We start from the raw sequence: 15,253 nt of genomic DNA on the forward strand, positions 1-15,253 counted from the left end.
GTAATTGAAGAATTACTCATTACTTATCATTTATTCCTCATGAATACGGCTGCATAGTTTAATGGATAGAACTTCGGATTTCGGCTCCGACAGTGAGGGTTCGAATCCTTCTGCGGTCACAAAAGCTCCTTTTTTAGGGGCTTTTTTTGTTTTCATTATAATGCCCCAATAGAGCATAGATTACCTTCATTAGTATAAAATTTCATAAGCATTTGGTGATTAGTTTTATTTAATTATATTTGGATAAGAACAAAATGTTCTAAAAAACTAATAATTAATAAATAACTATGAAAAATCTAAAAAGAATTACACGAGACAGTATGAAATCAATCAAGGGTGCGGGGCCTGTTTATTGTAGAGTAGGCTATATCTATAGATGTGACTCTATTTACGTATGTGATCCTGATCAGGGTATTTGGGATTGCGTTTGTGGATGTGTTCCTGTAACCGGACCTATGTAATTGATATCTTATACAGAATATCAGTTTATAAAATATACAATTAAGCCTTCTCTTTGAGAGGGTTTTTGTTTTTTACATCACTGCCGCAAAGTCTCCAGACTTTGAGCCTATTAACAACTCTTTTTTGTGTTAATTATAAGCAGGAAAAGTCTACCCCGATTTACAAAGTAGACTTATATTAAGATAAGTGGGTGTCTTATTTTGGATAAACCGTTGCAATAAACTGCTTATCTGTTGGAGATAAAACTGTATTGCTGCCAACACTGAATCCGTTTGTAGTTAGCGTTGAGCTGATACTGTAATGCATAATAGACTGTGTATCATAAGCACTATACTGTGTTTGCGAAGTTGAATATTTTGCAAAAAGGTTGTTGTCTACCTGAGCCTGAGTCCAGTAGTTTGGAGCTCCTGCATAATAAGCATATACTTTTGGCTTATCCCATGGAATAGCAGCTAGAGGATGCTGGTGTTCGTGGATCATTCCAAGAGCGTGACCGAATTCATGAATAACAGTTCTGCTGAATTCAGTATCACTTGTTGAATCATTAAACCAGCCGAAGTTCATGGTTTCTTTATTAGAAGCTATACTAAGAGCATCTTTTCCAATATATGAATAAGATCCGGCACCGGATGTAAATGTCACACGAATCTGTGGTGTTCCAGTTGTAACAAAATTAAAAGTAATATTGGCATATTTGGACCATTCTTTGGCATATTGTATTACCTTATTGCGAACATAGGTGCTGCCACCGTAAAGACCTACAGTGATAACGCTGCCATTTGTCCATTTTTTGCTGGTAATAACAGCTCCTTTTGAAGCTGCTCCTGGAGCTGTATCTTCTCCTGGAAGATAAACATCTTTACACATCTGTGTATTTTCAAAGCCGGCAGGGATATCTCCTTGAGGGATTGCCAGTAATCCTGAAAGTGATTGCTGCTCCTGAGGGGCTTTTTCATCTACACTGTCATTTGTAGTGTTACATGATACTAAAGCCATTGAAATAAATGATCCTAATAAGATCTTCTTGTGTAGTTCCATAACGTTGGTTTTTATTTTGATTAGTGGTTTTATTGAACACAGAAAAAAAATAATCTATTCTGTGTGAATTAAAACTATTAATAAAAATTGAAGTTCCCGCTTTCTTTTTTTGTAAATTAAGATGAAGGTGTGTCTACACAGGTACTACACTTGCTGTAATGGCTCTTCTATAAAGGAATTCTTAAAATGTGTGACTTTTTAATTTTAATGAGATATTGATTCATATCAGTGTTTTTGTTTTATATATTAAGTGGTTTTTTTGGTATTTTGGATATGAAAAACATATATTAAATCCCTTTTTATTGATGTATAATTCTTAAATAATCAAAAAATAGTGATTTAAGTGCAAATATGTTTTGTGTTTTTCAGACGAATTTTATAGGGAAAATGCATTCAATATTGGTGATTAAATCCTGATGATTTTTATTATGGTAAAGATTTTCGGTTTATCATTTAAAAAATTCTAGAAACCTCATAGAATTGCTAGCAAAAAGCAGGCTGATTTTATGAGACTATTTACATTTATGGACTTGATTTTTATCCCCCAATCTGACAAGGTCAACAGTATTCTTGATGTTCAGTTTTTTATAAACTCTTGCTTTATAAGTGCTCACTGTTGAGAGGTGAAGGTTGAGTTCATTTGAAATTTCAATATTTCCATACCCTGTAACCAGTAAATCGAATATTTCTTTTTCTCTTTCCGATAATATTTCAAGAGGGTTAATAGGGGTATCTTTTTTAGCAGAAGAAACGAGTTTTCTCACGATTTCTTGGGAATAATAGGTTCCTGTTTCCAGGATTTGCTGTACGGCTTCCAGGATATTGTTTTCATCCGATAATTTATTAATGTATCCATCTGCTCCTTCAATGATGTATTGTGCGGCAATATCATGATCATACACTGAAAACACTAAAATTTTAAGGCTGGGCTGTATTTCTTTTATTTCACCAATCATGCTCAGATACTTGCTTTCCGGCATATTGATATCCAGAATCAACAAATCAAATTGTTCTGCATGAAGCTGATTGGTGAGATCTGTATAAGATTCTGCACATGAAATCTTTACATCTTTGTAATGAGATTCCAGGATAAGAGTCGTTCCTAATCTTACTACAAAATGATCATCTGCAATAATGATTTTTCTATCCATATTTTTGTTTTTTTATTTTAATGGAAACAACGGTTCCTTTAGGCGTATTATTTTTAAATTCTATTTTTCCGTTAATCATCATAAGTAACTGAAGAATAAGGTGTAATCCTAAGCTGTATTTTTGCAGGACGAGCTTTTCATTTTCTATATTATCCTGAAGCTTTTCATAATATTTCATCTGCTCCTGGCTCATGCCTTGCCCTGTATCTCTTACTTCCAGAAAAAAGATATGCTCATCTTCAATGGTAGAAAGTTCTATGATCCCATCGGTGGTGTTTTTTATGGCATTGTCTATTAAGTTATGGATGATAACTGCTATGACATTATGATTAATATTGGATTCAGTAGGGTCTTTCACGTTATTGATAATGCGTGTATTCTGCTCCCTTGCTGCTACTTCAAAAAGAGTTATTTTATTGTCAATGATCTCAAAAAGATTGTATGGTTCATTTTTTTCAGGAATATTATAGATTTCCGCATACTCTTTTAAGGTTTTAACGAAATTGTAGAACTCTATAGAAGATTTATAAAAGCTTTCAAAATGCTTTTTTTGTATATAATGATCGTGTTCATCAGTTTCATATAGTTTCTTGGCAGTAATCGACAGGAACTTTACAGGTGTGATAATATCATGACTTATGGTCTCCAGCAGTTTTTTCTGCTGTACACTTTCTTTTCTTAGCTGTTCTTTGGTGTATTCAAGTTTTGAAACGGTTTTTGATAATTTCTGAGTTCTTATTTCAATAATCTTCTCAAGTTCCTTCTTTTTTAGTTGCTGTCTTTTTATTCTTAATCTGACCAGCTTTAATGTTATGATAGAGAGAAATAAAACTAAGAACAGCTTAACGATGAATATTTGATAGAACAGATGTTGTACATTAATATTGAGGGTTCTGTAAACATAATCTCCTTTGGGAGAGGTTAATACCCTTACCAAAAGTTGATACTGTCCCGGTTCCAGGTTTGAGATATAATATTTACCATCACTGCTTACCTTTTCCCATTTTTCATTATTGGAACCTTTCAGTTGGGCTTCAATCACAAGATTGGCTCTGTTGGCATAGTAGGGTACATCTATTAGAATCAGTGCTTTATAGAAATTGTTTTCAAGGTTGATGGTATTTCCTTTTATACTGCTTTTGGAGTCATAAAATACAACCCTTTCCATAAAGAAATCTTTGGGATAATAGCTTCTTATTTTTAAAGGATTAAAAAATACCATTCCTTTCATGGATGGGAAAACAAAATCTCCGTTTGGAAGAATAGAAGTACTGGGGGAACATCCGCCATTGAACTCATTGGTGTTAAAGCCATCTTCTTTACTGTATCTGTAATAATAAACCGGGGATTTTTGATTTTTGGAATAGCTGAGGAGGTTGTTTTTCAGTACTTTGAATAAGCCATTATTGGTGCTGATCCAGAAAAATCCGTTTTGATCTTCCCGTATGGTGTGAGAAAATAAAAGATAACCATCTTTGTCTTCAGGCATTTTGATGAGCTGTCCATTTTTATAAAGAAAAAAACCGTTTCCCTGAGTCATGATCCAGAAATTTCCATCTTTTGTTTTTAGAATTTCTCTGATATTTACAGACTTGATTGAGATCTTTCTGAGTATATGGGAAGAGGTTTCTATGATATATAAAGCATCCCTTGTTCCTACCATCCATTTATCATGATCATATTGGTGTACAGTAGTTACAACGTTAGGGATTGCAAACTGGGAAATAGGAGTAGTAAAGCTGTCATCTTGATAGAAAACAAGCTGAGATTTTAGCGAAGGATCATGAAAAACAATAATATAATGTCCATTAAGATTCCATGCATAAGACGGTGTTTTTTTGAAATATAAATGTTCTTTTTTCGTATACCCGGAATTGCTGAAGAACCGAAGCAGTGAACGGTCATCCTGAACAATGATATTTTTCTGATTATCATATAACAGGAAGTACTTATTAGAGGTATTGAAATGATATTGTTTTATCAGTTTACTGTCATTGTAAACATCTCCTGAAGGAGTAATTACGCTGTTGTTTTCAAAAGGAAGCTGAGCATAAAAGATATTTTCATAAGATTTATCAGACTTGTTAACAATATGGAAATTATTAAACTTGATAATATTCAATCCATCAGATAAAGTTCCCAGATATAGTTTATTATTGGTCTCATCATGATAAATAGAAGAGAGAGAATTTCTGTTAAAATCATATTCTGCTATTTTTTTGATGCTAAGGGTATTATGCTCGTAAAATATTTTATACAAGCTATGATCCCGGATAATAAAAGACTGATTATTGATCTGGCTCCAATACACCGTAATATCTTTGTTAAAGAAAATGTCAGGAGCATCCAGGTACGTTATTTTTGCATTGCTGATTTTAATAACTTTTTTCAGCACCCTGGAAATAATGAAAATATTCTGATCAAAGCAAAAAGTATCTAATATATAATCTTTACGGAGGTTCTTCAGGGTTTCAATTTTATGATCCTTGTACTGGACGGTGGCATCGTTCAGTAAATGATAATAATTATTCTTATCGAAATAGATGAAAAAATCTTTGTTATCAAGGCTCTCCAGTATTCCGTTTTTTGTAAAAATGGCATGTGATTTACTTTCATGCAGCACTTTTCGTAAACAGTTTGTTGGTCGGTTTAAGCTGCTTATATTTCTCTTGGAAATTAATACTGTATTTTCATTATAAGCAGTGATATTATAAATAGAGTCTTTCTTCCTGTTTCCAAAAAAAGAAGTAAACCTGTTGTTTTTGAGTTTGAGGTGATTATAGGTTACAAAATTATATCCATCATAACGTACCAATCCATTTTCTGTACTCAGCCAGATAAATCCGTAGTTATCTTTAATGATGTCTTTTACACTGTTTTGTGGAAGTCCGTTATTGGTATCATACCATACAGCAGCTTGCTGGCTATTAAAAAATTGAATGTTTATGAAGAATAAAATTAGAAGTGTTTTATAAAACATTTTAATAATAAATATGCTTATCAGATAATAGATTAAAGTCACCGTATCTGACAGCCGGCTGGATTGTCAGATATCATTTTGAACTGAAGGAAGTTGGATTGAGAATGACCATCTATGTAAATGATTGAAGGTTTCTTTACCTACTTGTTATCTGCTTCAGAATATAGAAGAGAAGCAATGTTATTGTTGAACATGCTCCAAAGCCAATAGTACTTAATGACTGCGAGGTTTTTGTTATTGCTTGATCTTAAGGTGATTGGAAAGATGGGTTGTACACAGTCAAAATATCAAGGACAATGGGTGAAATAGCTTTTTGTTTCATACAAAGAGTATATGGAGTGTTTTTTGTTTTGAAATATCCGTTTTTTATATCATCTGATTGTTATATTTCAAAAAAAGATAAGCCGGGTAGACCTATCTTTAATAACTACTATTTATATTCGATTTCTCTACTTTTAGCGGTTATGTTAATATGAAATATTAATGATGATTATTCTCTTAAACGAAATTATTCTAGTGTGTTTTTTTAATTATTAGGGTTATTGCCTGTTTTTTTCCTTCATGTTTTAATTCGGTAAAATTATATAAATCTTAAGTAAAATGAAGGATTAAAGCTGTAGTTATAAAACTACATCAATGGCAATTTTAATTGTCATGTTTATTTTTGGTTGACTGTTTTAGAATTCTTATTATTAAAAATATAGTAGATGGAATCTATTGATAAATTTTTATTGATAGATTTTGTAAATTTTCAGGATTGAATCTATTGCCATGGAACCCAGAGGTCATCTTTCTATATTTGCCCCACTATAAATAAAAAATTATGAAAAAAAGTGTGTTTTTAGCTGGGGTTCTTATTACTTCTACAGTCTTTTCGCAACAACTGACAACTAACACAGGAAGTCCTGTTGGGGATAATCAGAATTCTAAAACAGTAGGGAATAACGGTCCGGTTTTATTAGAAGATATTCATTTGATTGAAAAGTTGGCGGCATTTGACAGGGAGAGAATTCCGGAAAGGGTAGTACATGCCAGAGGGGCTGGAGCTTTCGGGGAATTTGTTGCGGATGCTGATTTTTCTGATGTTACAATGGCCGATTTTCTATCAAAAGCGGGAAAAAAGACTCCTTTATTAGTAAGGTTTTCTACAGTAGTGCATCAGCAGGGATCTCCGGAGACTTTTAGAGATCCAAGAGGTTTTGCTGTTAAGTTTTATACGGACCAGGGAAATTATGATTTGGTAGGAAACAATCTGCCAGTGTTTTTCATTAGAGATGCAATCAAGTTTCCGGATATGGTACATGCATTTAAACCTTCTCCGGTTACTAATAATGCATCCGATAATAACCGTGTATTTGATTTTATGTCCAATATTCCGGAATCTACTCATATGTTGACCTGGTTGTTTTCTGATTACGGAATTCCTGCCAATTACAGGGAAATGCAGGGGAATGGAGTTCATGCCTTTAAATGGGTTAATGCCAAAGGAGAAGTTACTTATGTGAAATATAAATGGGTACCCAAACAGGGAGAGAGAAATCTTACCCAGGAAGAAGCAGATAAAATTCAATCCACACAAATTGAGCATGCTACCAGAGATCTGTATACTTCTATCCAGACTAAAAACTTTCCAAAATGGGATTTATATGTACAGATGCTGAAAAAAGATGATTTTGAAAAACTTGATTTCAATCCTGTTGACGTAACTAAAGTATGGCCGGAATCTATTGCAAAATCTGTTAAGGTGGGAACGATGACTCTTAATCAAAACCCAACAAATTATTTCCAGCAGATTGAACAGGCTGCTTTCTCGCCAGGTACTCTTGTTCCGGGAATTGAGCCATCAGAAGATAAGTTATTACAGGGAAGACTTTTCTCTTATTTTGATACTCAGAGACACAGAATTGGTGGAAACTTCCAGCAGTTACCGGTTAATGCATCAAAAAATGATGTAATGACCTACAACCAAAACGGCTACATGTCTATGAGAACTCAAAATGGAGAGGTGAACTATCAGCCGTCAGCAGCAAAACCTGAGGTAACTGATAATAAAAAATTCAAATATTCTCAAACTGTTTTTCCTGCAGGTACATCTACCGTACAGGCTAAAATAGATAAGGAAAATAACTTTAAACAAGCCGGAGAACTTTACAGATCCTTCTCTAAAAAAGATCAGGATAATCTGATTAAGAATCTGGGAAGTGCTTTAAATAGCGTAGAGAATAAAAAAGTAGTGGCTAAAATGATTTCTTACTTCTATCAGGCAGATGCTGAGTATGGAAAACGACTGGCTCAATATGTTAAAATGGACCGTCAGCAACTGGAATCTTTATTGTCCTCAAAATAAGAATCATGAAATACTTCATCTCTGCCATCATTATATTTTTGGCCATCTGTAAGACGAATGCACAGGATGTGTTTTCTTATGCAAAGACAGGAAATATAGAAGAAATTTCTAAGTTTAAAAAAGAGATTAATTCTAAAAATACCGAAGGATATACTCCTCTTATTCTCGCTGTATATCATAATCATTATACAGTAGCAAAATGGCTGCTCGAAAATGGAGCTCAGCCTGATCTGCAGGATCAGAGTGGTAATACCGCATTAATGGGAGCTACATTTAAAGGATATAAAGAAATGATCCCATTATTGATTTCCTATAAAGCGGATGTTAATACAAAGAATTATAATGATGCCACTGCTCTCATTTATGCTGCTGTTTTCGGTAAAACGGAAATCATCGAATTGCTCTTACAAAATGGAGCCGATAAGAATGCTAAGGATAATAGAGGAAATACAGCCTTGCAGCATGCTCAGATGCAGAATAATGAAGAAGCGGTAAAACTACTTCAATGATGATTCATCATCATGAATAATTAGATTGTTTTCCGATTTTCAATAATAATCCCTCTTACCAATTTGACAAGAGGGATTTTCTGTTTTCTAGAAGTAAAACGTCAGGACTTAGTTATTTTTTTTCTATTAGCAACAATATTTCTTGTAATTTTTTAACTACATCAGCAGGACAAAATACTATATGAATGACGGTTTGTTTTTACAGGTATAAATTTAATTTTCACATTTCATGTTCTAAATTTGTACCGTTAAAAGTTAATTAATTCAATACGTAAGAAATAGAAGAATTATCTAGCCGGCAATGATAAAAATACAGATAAAAAAATTATTTAAATCCTATAAGGAGTAACAAAAATTAATTTGATAGAACCTGTTTTTATACTGGGCATAATTGCCTTTTGTAAAGAATTAGATTCTGCTTAATTGTTTATTCTTAAACCATATTTTCTATATTTTTCGTTGAGTCTCCTTCGGTAAGGAGGGTGTTTTTGCCTTGCTTAATATTATCAGGTACAGATAGGATCTGTAAATCATATCTATTTCTCTTCTAATATTTTTCACTTTTAAAATACTAAAATTTAAGACAATGAGAAAAAATTTAACAACTTTACTAACAGCAGTTTTTTTGATTGCCTCTGCAAGTGTTTTTGCACAGACCGCTGGAGTTGGGATTGATACTACAACCCCTAATTCTACATTGGATGTTCATGGAAAACTTGGAGCTACCGACATTGATGGACTTCAAGCACCAAGACTTACCAGAGCTGAACTTTCTGCTAAAGGAAATGGGCTGTATGGAACTAATCAGAAGGGAGCACTGATATATATTACTGATATATCAGCAGGTGATAATGCAGGACCAAGGCTTAATATTGATGGTATTGGATATTATTATTTCGATGGTGCGGTATGGCAAAAACTGATCTATAATAATCTTTATAATGCAGATGGTACGCTTACCAGTACCAGAACTGTTACTCAAATGGTAAAGATTTAAAATTTATAAATCAGCAGACTACAACCATTAATAATAGCAGTGGTTTGGGTATTGTTCAGGATTCTGGTACAGGAACAAGAACATCAATGGGGTTTTCTAATGGAGGAGGATATTCCTTATTTATATTTTGTGATACCAACTCTGCTGCACAGATTAAGGCTGCAGGAAACAGTACTTTTCTTTCTTTAGGAACGGCGAATACAGTTGCTCCTACCGGAATTGAATTTACAACAACACCCAGTGCTGGTGCTTTAGGACAGACACAAATGAAGATTTCTCCAGCAGGGAACGTGACGACTATAAAAAATCTAGCAGTAGGATATAGTACTGAACCTACTTTTGGCTCTGAAAAATTAAGCGTGAACGGAAGTATTAAAACGGCTGCGGCTACTTATCCGGATTACGTATTTGATCAGTATTTTGATGGAACATCAGATATTAATTCCAACTACACATTTTCCAGTATATATGATACAGAGAAGTTTATTCAGCAAAATAAACACTTGCCTGGAGTAACTTCTATTAAGGAATTGGAAAAAACAGAAAATGGATATTCTTTTGACCTTACCAAATTATCTACCCAAACGTTGGAAAAAGTAGAAGAATTGTATCTGCATATTATAGAGCAACAAAAGCAGATTGATCTGCAAAAGAAACAAATTGATACGCTTCTTAAGCTAACTGATCAATTACAGAAAAAGAATAAATCAAAAAGGTATAAATAACTTTACGATTCTTATAGAATACAGATGATTGAAAACGGAATATATTATTCCGTTTTTTTTATGTTTTAAAAGTTGAAAATATGGATAATGATTGGTCATTTTTACATCATTTTTATTAACTCTTCGGATACCCCTGATTTTTATCTGCCAGTCTCACAAGATCAACCGCATTCTTAATATTCAGTTTTTTATAAACTCTTGCTTTGTAGGTGCTCACTGTTGACAGATGAAGGTTGAGTTCATTTGAAATCTCAATATTTCCATAGCCTTTAACCAGTAAGTCGAATATTTCTTTTTCCCTTTCCGATAAAATTTCAAGAGGATTAATAGGAGTATCCTTTTTAGCTGAAGAAACCAGTTTTTTTACAATCTCTTGGGAATAATAGGTTCCTGTTTCCAGGATTTGCTGTACCGCTTCCAGAATATTGTTTTCATCCGATAGTTTATTGATGTATCCGTCTGCTCCTTCAATAATGTATTGTGCGGCAATATCATTATCATACACTGAAAATACTAAGATTTTAAGGCTTGGCTGTATTTCTTTTAATTCACCAATCATGCTCAGATACTTGCTTTCCGGCATATTGATATCCAGAATCAACAAATCAAATTGTTCTGCATGAAGCTGATTGGTGAGATCTGTATAAGATTCTGCACATGAGATTTTTACATCTTTGTAATGAGATTCCAGGATAAGAGTAGTTCCTAATCTTACTACAAAATGATCATCTGCAATAATGATTTTTCTATCCATATTTTTGTTTTTTTATTTTAATGGAAACAATGGTTCCTTTAGGCGTATTATTTTTAAATTCTATTTTTCCGTTAATCATCATGAGTAACTGAAGAATAAGGTGTAATCCTAGGCTGTATTTTTGGAGGACGAGTTTTTCATTTTCTATATTATCCTGAAGCTTTTCATAATATTTCATCTGTTCCTGGCTCATGCCTTGTCCCGTATCTCTTACTTCGAGGAAAAAGATATGCTCATCTTCAATGGTAGAAAGTTCTATGATCCCATCGGTGGTATTCTTTATTGCATTGTCTATTAAGTTATGGATGATAACTGCTATAACATTCTGATTGATATTAGACTCAGTAGGGTCTTTCACATTATTGATAATGCGTGTGTTTTGTTCCCTGGCTGCTACTTCAAAAAGTATTCTTTTATTTTCAACAACTTCAAAAAGATTGTAAACTTCATTTTTTTCTGGAATATTATAGATTTCGGCATACTCTTTTAAGGTTTTAACAAAGTTGTAGAACTCTATAGAAGATTTATAAAAGCTTTCAAAGTATTTTTTTTGTATATAATGATCGTGTTCATCGGTTTCATATAGTTTCTTAGCGGTAATCGACAAGAACTTTACAGGAGTGATGATGTCATGGCTTATGGTTTCTAATAGTTTTTTCTGCTGTACACTTTCTTTTCGTAACTGTTCTTTGGTGTATTCAAGTTTTGAAACGGTTTTTAATAATTTCTGAGTCCTTATTTCAATGATCTTTTCAAGCTCTCTCTTTTTCATCTCCTGTCTTTTTATCCTTAACTTGACTAATTTTAATATGGTGATAAACAGGATTAAGGCTATAAAAAAATTAAATAAAAGGGTCTGGTAGAACAGGTGTTTTACATTGATATTGAGTGTTCTGTAAGTATAATCTCCTTTTGGAGAAGTTAATACTCTTACCAGAAGCTGATACTGTCCCGGTTCCAGGTTTGATATATAATATTTGCCATCACTGTTTACTTTTTCCCATTTTTCATTGTTGGAGCCTTTCAGTTGGGCTTCAATCACAAGATTGGCTCTGTTGGCATAGTAGGGTACATCTATTAGAATCAATGCTTTATAGAAGTTATTTTCCAGATTGATGGTATTTCCTTTTATATTACTTTTGGAATCATAAAATACAACCCTTTCCATAAAGAAGTCTTTGGGATAATAGCTTCTTATTTTTAAAGGATTAAAAAATACCATTCCTTTCATGGATGGGAAAACAAAATCTCCGTTTGGAAGAATAGAAGTACTGGGAGAACATCCGCCATTGAACTCATTGGTATTAAAACCATCTTCTTTACTGTATCTGTAATAATAGACCGGAGATTTTTGATCTTTGGAGTAGCTGAGAAGATTATTTTTCAGTACTTTGAATAAACCATTATTGGTGCTGATCCAGAAAAATCCGTTCTGATCTTCCCGAATGGTATGAGAAAATAAAAGATAGCCATCTTTGTCTTCAGGCATTTTGATCAGTTGTCCATTTTTATAAAGAAAAAAACCGTTTCCCTGAGTCATGATCCAGAAATTTCCATCTTTTGTTTTTAGAATTTCTCTGATATTGATGGGTTTGTTGGATATCTTTCTGAGTGTGTGGGAAGAGGTTTCTATGATGTATAAAGCATCCCTTGTTCCTACCATCCATTTATCATGATCATATTGATGTACAGTAGTTACAATATTGGGAATAGCGAACTGGAAGAGAGGAGTGGTAAAGCTGTCATCTTGATAGAAAACAAGTTGAGATCTTAGCGAAGGTCCGTGAAAAACAATAATATAATGGCCATTCAGATTCCATGCATAAGACGGTGTTTTTTTGAAATATAAATGTTCTTTTTTCGTATACCCGGAATTACTGAAGAACCGAAGTAGTGAACGGTCATTCTGAACAATAATATTTTTCTGATCATCATATATGAGAAAATATTTGCTGGAAGTATTGAAATGATATTGTTTTATAAGTTCGTTATCATTATAAACATCTCCTGAAGAGGTGATTACGTTATTGTTTTCAAAAGGGAGCTGAGCATAAAAAATATTTTCATAAGATTTATCAGACTTGTTAACGATATGAAAATTATTAAATTTGATGACATTCAATCCATCAGATAAAGTTCCCAGATATAGTTTATTATTTGCTTCATCATGGTAAATGGAAGCCAGAGAGTTCTCATTAAGGTCATAATTGATCAGTTTTTTCAAGCCAATGGTATTATGCTGAAAAGAAACTTTATATAGCGTATTATTATGAATGATAAAGCATTGATTGTTAATTTGGCTCCAGTATATTTTAATATTCTTTTGGAAGAAAGCTTCAGGGGCATCTACATAGCTAACGTTTCCAGATGAGATTTTGATGATCTTCTTTAATGCTTTTGAGACAATAAAAATATTCTGTTCCAGGCAGAATGTATTCGAAATATCATAATCGTCATGTACTGGTATCGTTTTTTTGCCATTATATTGTATTGTTCCGGTATTAAAAAGATGATAAAAATTATTCTTATTAAAATAAAGAAAGAAGTTTTTACGATCCATCTTTTCCGGGGTTTCATTTTTTACGAATAATTCATAGGATTGGTTTTCTTTTAATACCTTTTTGGCGTAATTGGCTTGCTTGCTTAAAACGCTTACGTTTCTTTTGGATAATAGAACAATATTTTCAGAATAGGCTGTGAAATTATAAATAGAGTCCTTTTCTATGCTCCCAAAAAATACTGAGAACCTGTTATTTTTAAGATTAAGTTGATTGTAGCTTACAAAATTATTTCCATCATAACGTACTAATCCGTTTTCTGTACTCAGCCATATAAACCCGTATTTATCTTTAACGATATCTTTTACACTGTTTTGAGGAAGTCCGTTATCGGTGTCATACCATACAGAAGCGGTTTGTTGGCTATAACAGAATTGTAACCAGACTAACATCAGGAATAGAAGTGCTTTAAAATACATTGTTATAGATTGTAATTGATTTTTAACTTTATGATTAATGTATTTAATTATTATTATAAATATAATAAAAATGAACAATTGTTAAAAGGGTGATATGTCGTTTATAAACTACATCTGTTTAGATGTAAAATTACAACAGCAGCAAGCTATTTTTACAGTGTTTATTTTATAATTTATAGAGGTTGTCAGATCTTTGCAGTATCAATTTATTACCTGATTTAACGATGAAAGTTAAATATGTTCCCAAACATTTTAAATAAAACTTCAGGGTCATTTATACAGAGGAGCGTACTGTCTCCTCTGTTTAAAAATATCAGGAAATAGAAAGCAAATGAATGTCAAAAAATTAAACCTAAGAATGATGAAATTTCAAAAAATTAGATCTTTAGCCGTAATCATGTTGGGGCTGTCTAATGCTGTGTTTGCTCAAACCGGAAATGTCGGAATTAACACAACAGTTCCTACAAAAACATTGGATATCAATGGGCAATTACGGGTCAGGGATTTACCTGTTATTCCAGCCGGAACCCCTATGGTTGCTGATGGAAATGGTAATGTCGGGATTTATAAACCTGTGAATCCCAATGATTTTGTGCTGTATAATATAGACAGCAATGTAAGACAGAATGAGAGTATAAGTGTTCCTACGACTTCTATTTTAAATCCGGTACAAACCAATGCCCAGGATGGCGGTGGTGGAACTACAATCCAGTCTGAGAATTGTTGGGTAGTTCCAAACTCAGAAGTAATATTTAAGTTCCCTAAAGGATCTGTAAAAAGAGGTACTGCCTCTTGGAATACATGGTTTGAAATGTCTTACGGATTAGGACCCTGGACGCAAGTGAACATAATTGGTGGAACAGGAAGAATCAAGGTTCCAGCCTTTTTCCATAGCAGAGCATATGCAAGACTATATAAAAAAGTAGGGACTGCGTGGGAGCTGGCAGATGTTGTTACAGTCACTATGCAGACCACTCAGGTTTCTCCATACCTTGATGATGCTGCAAAAAGAGATGAGAATGGAAATTTACATGCTGTGACTGCTAACAGTAATTTAAACTTCAGATACTCTCTTTCGGCCTTTTACAGTATAGGTGACGGTACGGATGTTACTGTACAGGCTGACACGGAATATAAAGTAGAACTGCTATATGGGATAGAAAATTATTCCCCAAGAACTCCGGTTACTAACCCTAACTTTTTACAGAACTGGGGAGTACAATCGGTTGCCTATAGTTTTTATAAAAATTAAGGTTTTTATTACATTTTTGAATGTGCGGGGTAGAAATATTCCGCCATTTGAATGAAAATCA

At 33.2% G+C, this 15,253-nt stretch carries 11 protein-coding genes and 1 tRNA gene; 7 read left to right on the forward strand and 5 right to left on the reverse strand.

Annotated features, from left to right (window positions below; all coding sequences use genetic code 11):
* Positions 1-47 precede the first annotated feature (47 nt).
* Both BOQ64_RS18445 and BOQ64_RS23210 read left to right on the forward strand, forming a co-directional pair.
* Positions 48-119: transfer RNA gene (locus BOQ64_RS18445), tRNA-Arg, on the forward strand.
* 168 nt (positions 120-287) lie between these two features.
* Positions 288-461 (forward strand): bacteriocin-like protein, encoded by a 174-nt coding sequence (locus BOQ64_RS23210; RefSeq protein ID WP_410494461.1) that lies wholly within the window; start codon positions 288-290, stop codon positions 459-461.
* Positions 462-657: 196 nt separating this feature from the next.
* Here BOQ64_RS23210 and BOQ64_RS18450 read toward each other — a convergent pair whose 3' ends face one another.
* The 3 genes from BOQ64_RS18450 to BOQ64_RS18460 form a co-directional block, all read right to left on the reverse strand.
* A complete protein-coding gene (locus tag BOQ64_RS18450) occupies positions 658-1,500 on the reverse strand; it encodes a M12 family metallopeptidase (RefSeq protein ID WP_129057200.1) in 843 nt (280 codons plus the stop codon).
* A gap of 512 nt (positions 1,501-2,012) precedes the next feature.
* Entirely contained in the window at positions 2,013-2,651 is a 639-nt protein-coding gene (locus tag BOQ64_RS18455; protein WP_129057201.1) for a response regulator transcription factor, read from the reverse strand.
* Positions 2,644-5,631 (reverse strand): two-component regulator propeller domain-containing protein, encoded by a 2,988-nt coding sequence (locus BOQ64_RS18460; protein WP_129057202.1) that lies wholly within the window; start codon positions 5,629-5,631, stop codon positions 2,644-2,646. The genes BOQ64_RS18455 and BOQ64_RS18460 overlap by 8 nt, the downstream gene beginning before the upstream one ends.
* A gap of 823 nt (positions 5,632-6,454) precedes the next feature.
* On the opposite strand from BOQ64_RS18460, the gene BOQ64_RS18465 reads away from it, so the two are divergent.
* From BOQ64_RS18465 to BOQ64_RS18480, 4 genes are all read left to right on the forward strand, one after another.
* Entirely contained in the window at positions 6,455-7,978 is a 1,524-nt protein-coding gene (locus BOQ64_RS18465) for a catalase (protein ID WP_164975845.1), read from the forward strand.
* A 5-nt stretch (positions 7,979-7,983) separates the two neighbouring features.
* Positions 7,984-8,487 carry an ankyrin repeat domain-containing protein gene (locus BOQ64_RS18470; protein WP_129057204.1) on the forward strand — a complete coding sequence of 168 codons (504 nt, stop codon included), beginning with the start codon at positions 7,984-7,986 and terminating at the stop codon, positions 8,485-8,487.
* Positions 8,488-9,073: 586 nt separating this feature from the next.
* Positions 9,074-9,484 (forward strand): hypothetical protein, encoded by a 411-nt coding sequence (locus BOQ64_RS18475; RefSeq protein ID WP_129057205.1) that lies wholly within the window; start codon positions 9,074-9,076, stop codon positions 9,482-9,484.
* Positions 9,485-9,528: 44 nt separating this feature from the next.
* Positions 9,529-10,209: a hypothetical protein gene (locus BOQ64_RS18480; RefSeq protein ID WP_129057206.1), complete on the forward strand. Its 681-nt coding sequence runs from the start codon at positions 9,529-9,531 to the stop codon at positions 10,207-10,209.
* Positions 10,210-10,324: 115 nt separating this feature from the next.
* Here the strand turns inward: BOQ64_RS18480 and BOQ64_RS18485 are convergent, their stop codons facing one another.
* Together BOQ64_RS18485 and BOQ64_RS18490 are read right to left on the reverse strand one after the other, a co-directional pair.
* Complete coding sequence (locus tag BOQ64_RS18485) at positions 10,325-10,963, reverse strand: response regulator transcription factor (RefSeq protein WP_129057207.1); 639 nt, start codon at positions 10,961-10,963, stop codon at positions 10,325-10,327.
* On the reverse strand, positions 10,956-13,940 hold the full coding sequence (locus BOQ64_RS18490) for a two-component regulator propeller domain-containing protein (protein ID WP_129057208.1): 2,985 nt from the start codon (positions 13,938-13,940) through the stop codon (positions 10,956-10,958). Before BOQ64_RS18490 ends, BOQ64_RS18485 begins: the two co-directional genes overlap by 8 nt.
* 358 nt (positions 13,941-14,298) lie before the next feature.
* On the opposite strand from BOQ64_RS18490, the gene BOQ64_RS18495 reads away from it, so the two are divergent.
* Positions 14,299-15,192 carry a hypothetical protein gene (locus BOQ64_RS18495; RefSeq protein ID WP_129057209.1) on the forward strand — a complete coding sequence of 298 codons (894 nt, stop codon included), beginning with the start codon at positions 14,299-14,301 and terminating at the stop codon, positions 15,190-15,192.
* Positions 15,193-15,253: the final 61 nt, after the last annotated feature.

It is taken from the genome of Chryseobacterium sp. CH25, from assembly GCF_004119455.1.
Classification (GTDB): domain Bacteria; phylum Bacteroidota; class Bacteroidia; order Flavobacteriales; family Weeksellaceae; genus Chryseobacterium.

Excerpts from the sequence above, each read along its gene's own strand:
- BOQ64_RS18465 (WP_164975845.1), top strand. The coding sequence starts at position 6,455 with ATGAAAAAAAGTGTGTTTTTAGCTGGGGTTCTTATTACTTCTACAGTC.
- BOQ64_RS18460 (WP_129057202.1), bottom strand. The coding sequence starts at position 5,631 with ATGTTTTATAAAACACTTCTAATTTTATTCTTCATAAACATTCAATTT.
- BOQ64_RS18450 (WP_129057200.1), bottom strand. The coding sequence starts at position 1,500 with ATGGAACTACACAAGAAGATCTTATTAGGATCATTTATTTCAATGGCT.
- BOQ64_RS18470 (WP_129057204.1), top strand. The coding sequence starts at position 7,984 with ATGAAATACTTCATCTCTGCCATCATTATATTTTTGGCCATCTGTAAG.
- BOQ64_RS18485 (WP_129057207.1), bottom strand. The coding sequence starts at position 10,963 with ATGGATAGAAAAATCATTATTGCAGATGATCATTTTGTAGTAAGATTA.
- BOQ64_RS23210 (WP_410494461.1), top strand. The coding sequence starts at position 288 with ATGAAAAATCTAAAAAGAATTACACGAGACAGTATGAAATCAATCAAG.
- BOQ64_RS18495 (WP_129057209.1), top strand. The coding sequence starts at position 14,299 with ATGATGAAATTTCAAAAAATTAGATCTTTAGCCGTAATCATGTTGGGG.
- BOQ64_RS18455 (WP_129057201.1), bottom strand. The coding sequence starts at position 2,651 with ATGGATAGAAAAATCATTATTGCAGATGATCATTTTGTAGTAAGATTA.
- BOQ64_RS18475 (WP_129057205.1), top strand. The coding sequence starts at position 9,074 with ATGAGAAAAAATTTAACAACTTTACTAACAGCAGTTTTTTTGATTGCC.
- BOQ64_RS18490 (WP_129057208.1), bottom strand. The coding sequence starts at position 13,940 with ATGTATTTTAAAGCACTTCTATTCCTGATGTTAGTCTGGTTACAATTC.